At 63.2% G+C, this 6,571-nt stretch carries 3 protein-coding genes; all 3 read right to left on the minus strand.

Annotated features, from left to right (window positions below; all coding sequences use genetic code 11):
• Nucleotides 1–32: 32 nt before the first annotated feature.
• Nucleotides 33–3,155 (minus strand): efflux RND transporter permease subunit, encoded by a 3,123-nt coding sequence (locus JQ574_RS28170; RefSeq protein ID WP_212384095.1) that lies wholly within the window; start codon nt 3,153–3,155, stop codon nt 33–35.
• Nucleotides 3,156–3,189: 34 nt separating this feature from the next.
• Nucleotides 3,190–4,437 (minus strand): efflux RND transporter periplasmic adaptor subunit, encoded by a 1,248-nt coding sequence (locus tag JQ574_RS28175; protein WP_212205283.1) that lies wholly within the window; start codon nt 4,435–4,437, stop codon nt 3,190–3,192.
• A 139-nt stretch (nt 4,438–4,576) separates the two neighbouring features.
• The gene (locus JQ574_RS28180) at nt 4,577–5,974 is read right to left on the minus strand and encodes a CoA transferase (RefSeq protein WP_212205281.1); all 1,398 of its coding nucleotides are present in this window, start codon (nt 5,972–5,974) and stop codon (nt 4,577–4,579) included.
• Nucleotides 5,975–6,571: the final 597 nt, after the last annotated feature.

Raw genomic sequence — 6,571 nt, forward strand, 5'->3', positions numbered from 1 at the left:
ACGTACTGATTTTACGGAACGACAAATCCGTTTTAACGCGCCCTCCTTGAGAACACCGAGATCAGCACCGGCAGCGTGATCAGGATGACGATTGGCGCCAGCATCATGCCGGTGACGACCACCACCGCCAGCGGCTTTTGCACTTGCGAGCCGATCCCCGCCGACAGCGCCGCCGGCAGCAGCCCGACGCCGGCCACGACGCAGGTCATCAGCACCGGCCGCAATTGCAATTCGCCGGTGCGGATCACGGCACGCATCCGCTCATAGCCTTCGTCGATCAATTGATTGTACTGCGACAGGATGATGATGCCGTCCATGACAGCGATGCCGAACAGCGCGATGAAGCCGATCGCCGCCGACACGCTGAACGGAGTCCCTGAGATCAAGAGCCCGAGCACGCCGCCGAAGATCGCCATCGGGATCACGCTCATCGCCAATAACGTGTCGACCATCGAACCGAAATTGAAGAACAGCAGCACCGCGATCAGCGCCAGGCTGATCGGGACCACGATCGACAGCCGCTTGATGGCGTCCTGCAGATTGCCGAATTCGCCGACCCACTCGACCCGCGATCCCGGCGGCAGCTGCACCTGCGCGGCGACCTTGTCCTGCGCTTCCCGGATCGCGCTGCCGAGGTCGCGCTCGCGGACCGAGAACTTGATCGGAAGATAGCGCTCCTGCCCCTCGCGGTAGATATAGGCGGCGCCCGAGATCAGATTGATCGAGGCGACCTCGCTGAGCGGGATCTGCGTGATGGTGCCATTCGGGCCCGGGGCGCCGATCCGCAAATTATGAATCGCCTCGGCGTTCCTGCGGTATTCCGGCGCGAGACGCACGATGATCGGGAAATGCCGGTCGCTGCCGGGTTCATAGATGTCGCCGGCGCTGTCGCCGCCGACCGCGACCTTGATGGTGGCGTTGATATCGCCGGGCGACAGGCCGTAGCGCGCCGCCCGCGCGCGATCGACATCGATCTGGATCGTGGGCTGACCGAGCGAGGTGAATACCGCCAGATCCGTCACGCCCTGCACGGTGGCGAGGACGGACTTGATCTTGTTGGCGGTGTCGGTCAGCGCCTGCAGATCGTTGCCATATAGCTTGATCGAGTTCTCGCCCTTGACGCCCGACACCGCCTCCGAGACGTTATCCTGCAGATATTGCGAGAAGTTGAACTCGACGCCGGGGAATTTTTCCTGCAACTGCGCCAGCAATTGCGCGGTCAGTTCGTCCTTGTCATGGGTGTTGGGCCATTCTCTGGCGGGCTTCAACGGCGCGAAGAATTCGGCATTGAACAGGCCCGCGGCGTCGGTGCCGTCGTCGGGGCGGCCGTGCTGCGAGACCACCGATTCCACTTCGGGGCGGCTGCGGATCAGCTTCCGCATCTCGTTGACGTAGGTATTGCCTTCCTGCAGCGAGATGGTCGGCGGCAGGGTGGCTCTGATCCACAGATTGCCCTCTTCCAGCTTGGGCAGGAATTCCAGCCCGAGCAGCCGCGCGAACACGATGGTCGTGATCACGAGGACCGCAGCACCGGCCATCACGATCCTGCGGTTGGCGACCGCCCATCGCAGCACCGGCAGATAGAGCCGGTCGAGTTGCCGCATGATCCAGGTTTCGGTGTGCTCCATATGCGAGGGCAGGATGATGGCACTCAGCGCCGGCGTGACGGTGAAGGTCGCCAGCAAGCCGCCCGCCAATGCATAGGCATAGGTCCGTGCCATCGGCCCGAAGATGTTGCCTTCGACGCCGCTCAGCGTGAACAGCGGCAGGAAGGCGGCGATGATGATGGCGGCGGCGAAGAAGATCGAACGCGACACGTCGGCGGATGCGGACAGGATGGCGTGGCTCTTCATTCCCATCGTGGTGTCGAAGGAGATCTGGCTGCGCTCGGCTTCCGACAACGCCGTGGTCTGCGACAGCCGGCGGAAGATCGCCTCCACCATGATCACGGTGGCGTCGACGATCAGTCCGAAATCGATCGCACCGACCGAGAGCAGATTGGCGGATTCGCCGCGCAGCACCAGGATGATGACGGCGAAGAACAGCGCGAACGGGATCGTGGCGCCGACGATCAGCGCGCTTCTGATATCGCCGAGGAACAGCCATTGCAGCAGTACGATCAGGATGATCCCGACCACCATGTTGTGCAGCACGGTGTGGGTGGTGATGTCGATCAGGTCCTTGCGGTCGTAGATCCGCTCGATCTTGACCCCCGGCGGCAGGATGCTGGAATTGTTGATGGACGCGACCAGCTGCTCGACGCGGGTGATGGTCGGCGCACTCTGTTCGCCGCGCCGCATCAGCACGATGCCCTGCACGATGTCGTCGTCCTGGTCGAGGCCGGCAATGCCGAGCCGCGGCTTCTCCCCTATCGTGACATGCGCGATGTCGCTGACCAGCACCGGATTGCCGCCGGATTGCGACACCATGGTGTTGTTGAGGTCGTCGATCGAGCGGATCAGTCCGACGCCGCGCACCACGGCGGATTGCGCGCCGATATTGACGGTGTTGCCGCCGACATTGATGTTGGCGTTGCTGACCGCCTGCAGCACCTGCGGCAGCGTCAGGCCGTTGGCGACCAGCTTATTGAAATCGACCTGCAGCTCATAGGTCTTGGTCTTGCCGCCCCAGCCGGTGACGTCGATCACGCCGGGCACGGCGCGGAAGCGGCGCTGCAACACCCAGTCCTGCAGCGTCTTCAGATCGAGCACGCTGTAGTTCGGCGGGCCCTTCAGCCGGTAGCGGTAGATTTCGCCGATCGGGCTGAGCGGCGAAATGCCGGGCTGCACGTTACCCGGCAGGGGCGCGAGCTGCGACAGGCGGTTCAATACCTGCTGCAGCGCTTCATCATAGGTGTAGTCGAACGAGAACTGCAGTTTGACGTCGGACAGGCCGTACAGCGAAATGGTGCGGATGGTGCGCAGGTTCTTGATGCCGGCGACCTGGGTCTCGATCGGGATCGTGATGTAGCGTTCGATCTCTTCCGACGACAGGCCCGGACTTTGCGTCACGATGTCGACCATCGGCGGGGTCGGGTCGGGATAGGCCTCAATGTTGAGCTGCCTGCACGCGATCAGGCCGCCGACCATCACCGCGACGAACATGCCGACCATTAAATAGCGGCGGCTGACGGCAAGGGCTACGAGGCGATCCATCCAGATCGAAGCTTTCAGTGAGTAGAGCGGGAGATCAGCTGCCGGACGCGGCCCGGTCGATGAACAGCGCGCCCTTTGTCACGATCAGCTCGCCGGGCTTCAGATTGCCGATCACTTCGACGAGGTCGCCGTTGGCAAGGCCCGCCTTGATCTGGCGGAGTTCGATCGTGTGGTCCTCATGCGCGACCCAGATCCGGACCTGGTCCCCCTCGTAGATCAGCGCCGTTTTCGGCACCCCGACCGCCGGGTGATCGCCCGCCGAATAGATCGTCACATTGGCGAACATTTCCGGCTTGAGCACGCCGTTGGTGTTGTCGACGGTGGCGCGCACCAGGAGCCGGCGCGTCGCCGGATCGATCGCGGTGGAAACGTAATTGACGCGCGCCGACAGCGCCTGTTTCGGCAACGCCAGCACGTTGAACGTGACGTCCTGCCCGACCGCAACATTGGCGGCGTCGGTCTCACGCACGAAGGCGACCATCCAGACGGTGGAGAGATCGCCAATGACATAGACCGGATCGCTGGCGCCGGAGTTCACATACTGGCCGGGGCCGATCTTGCGCTGGACCACGGTGCCGGCGATCGGCGCGAAGATGGTGGTTTCCGGATTGATGCGGCCCTTTTCCTGGAAGGTCGCGATGTCCTCGTCGGTGAGGCCGAGAATGCGCAGCTTGTTGCGCGCCGCTTCCATCGCCGTCTGCGAGGAGCGCATGTCGTTCTGCGCCTGGATCAGCGTCGCCTGGCTCTGCTGATAATCCTTGAGCGGAACGGCCTTGCCTTCGAACAGATCCTTGGCGCGCTGGCCCTGCAGTTGCGCCAGATCGAGCGCGGACTTGGCCTTGTTCATGGCGCTCATTGCGCCGATGAAATCGTTCTGCGCCTGCACGTTGTCGGCAGCCTCGATCACGAACAGCGGCTGACCCTTGACGACATTATCGCCGGGCCGGACCAGAAGCCGGGTGACCCGGCCGGCATAGGGCGAGAACACCGGCGTCGAGCGATCCTCATCGATCGCAATCTTGCCTTCGGTGACGTGCTCGGCCCGGAAGCCCCGCGTGGCAACGGGCTGGATGGTCAGGCTGGCCCATTCGGCCGGCGACAGCTTGTAGCGCTGCTGTCCTCCCTTGCGGGACTGGCTCGACACCTCGGAATGCTTGGGCGCGGTTCCGTTGAACTGCACGAATCCATAGACGCCCGCGCCTGCAAGCAGGAGCGCGGCGATCAATACCGCCGGTCGTCGTCGGCTAAATAGCTGTAATTGCTCAATCAATTTGTTACGCATGCGGTCTGTTCAACTCAGCAATGGCGACAATTTGCCTCACCCTGCGCTAATAGTGCCTAATCGGAGTTCCAAACAAGCGAAAAAACGAAGACAGCCGTTAAAATTTGGGGAGGTCGGCCTGAACGCCGGCTGAAAATATCTACTCGCGCGCCGGCCATTGTGGCGGGTGGCTGCCGAGCGGCATCGCCGGGCGAGCCCAGAACGCCGGGGTTTTCGACAACAGCGCCGCGTGCCGGACCGACCGCAGGGCACCAAAGCCGGAAGCCACCTCCTCGATAAAAGGCATCACGGTTTCCCCATTCAAATCCCCGGTCTTGAAGCCATCGGCAACGCGACCGAGATTCCACAGCCACCGACCGGTCTGCGCCAGCGACACCCGAACGTGCCAGTTGCCGCCTTCGCGCGACTGCCGCGCCTTGGCCATCATGGCGCCGAACGCCATGAGGTAACCGGTGGCGTGGTCCAGTATCTGCGCCGGCAGTTCTTTCGGCCCGTCGATTCCGGCCGCCTGCCCTTCGGCATGGTTGAAGCCCGTGGACGTCTGCACCAGCGAGTCGAAACCGCGGCGCTCCGCCCAGGGACCTTCATGACCATAGGCGGACAGCGTCACATAGACGATCCCCGGACGAATACGGGCCGCCTCTTCCGGTGCAAAGCCGAGGCCGGCGATCGCGCGCGGCCGATAGCCCTGCGAAACAATATCGGCCTGCGTCAATAGATTGCGAAACACCTCGCGGCCTTGTTCGCTTTTGAGTTCGACAAAACTCGTCAGCTTGCCGCGCCCGGTATCGATGGTGAGCCAGGGAATCGCCGGCAGATTTGGACCTGAGATCAACAGCACGTCGGCGCCGTGGGCGGCGAGCGTGCGGCCCGCGACGGGACCTGCGATCACGCGCGACAGATCGAGCACGCGAATGCCGGCAAGCGGCCGATTGCCTTTCGGCCACGGTTTTGGTGCGGCATCGCCGATCTTCTCGATTGTGATCAGAGGCAATCCGGCAAGCGCCCTGGCGTGCGGCGTGGCGGACCATTCGTCGTGCGAACGCATCATCGACACCACGCCGCCAGCGGCATAGGCCGCGGTCTCGAACGCCTCGCCATCCCATTGCATCAGCGCGGCCTGCACCTCGTCGCGCTCCGGCTTGCAGTTCAACACCTTGCAGACGGCGTCGCGGTGATGCGGGAAATTGGTGTGCAGCCTCACGAAGCGCGCATTGCCTGTTTTGTAGACGCCGGCGATCGCGTCCCAGGCCGGCGGCGGCGGCTTGTCGTCGACGCGCAGATAACGTTCGGAGCGGCATTCGACCACGGCGTGGCGCATGTCGATGGTAACGTCCTGCGATTGCCCGCTGCGCAACTTCCAGATTTCGGCAGCGGCAAGGCCGGTCGCGGCAACGCTGGCCTGCGCCGCGGCGCCGACGCGAAACGACGACGGCAGTTGCGGCTCTTCGCCGGTCAGCTTGACGGCATCGAGCGCGGAAGCTTCGCCGCCGGCCGACGTCCAGATATCGCCGAGAATTTCACGCGGGCTTTGCATGGCCGTCTCTCTTCCCTACGTTTCAAAAGCTCTGCCCGACCTCAAAAGGAGTTGCAATGGCCGCCTTAAACTGGAAGGCCGGGTGGCCGCTGGTCGGTGCGGTGCCGGAGTAGTCTGTCGTCCCGGCCTTGAGCCGGGACCCATACCGCGTGATGCTCATTGTTGCAGAAGGCATTTGACACCAGCGTTTTACCGATGGGCCGCGGCGTATGGGTCCCGGCTCAAGGCCGGGACGACAGCGGTATGTGTTGTGCGACCATCATCCAAACGCAGTTTCGCATTCTCGCGGCGCATTGCGCCCGAGCTTTGCCATTCATTTCCTTGCCCTAAATACAGAGGGCGCAGGGAAGACCGGGTGCGCGCTGCACCCGCGGTCTCGTGTGCGAATAGTGCAAAGAAAGCTGCACACGAGCATACAGGGCAGCGGAGAACACCCGGCCTTCCCTGCGCAATGGCTTTACGGCTTATGCCGTGCTCTCCCCGGAGACGAGTTCTTGGTTGACTCCGTCGCTGCCGTTCAGCTCTCGCCTACCCGACAGCTTGACACCTGCAACGGGTGCCAGGACCACACGGTTTTGCCGTACGCTTATCCACGCC

It is taken from the genome of Bradyrhizobium sp. AUGA SZCCT0158 (assembly GCF_018130065.1).
Classification (GTDB): Bacteria; Pseudomonadota; Alphaproteobacteria; order Rhizobiales; family Xanthobacteraceae; genus Bradyrhizobium.

Excerpts from the sequence above, each read along its gene's own strand:
- JQ574_RS28180 (WP_212205281.1), bottom strand. The coding sequence starts at position 5,974 with ATGCAAAGCCCGCGTGAAATTCTCGGCGATATCTGGACGTCGGCCGGC.
- JQ574_RS28170 (WP_212384095.1), bottom strand. The coding sequence starts at position 3,155 with ATGGATCGCCTCGTAGCCCTTGCCGTCAGCCGCCGCTATTTAATGGTC.
- JQ574_RS28175 (WP_212205283.1), bottom strand. The coding sequence starts at position 4,437 with ATGCGTAACAAATTGATTGAGCAATTACAGCTATTTAGCCGACGACGA.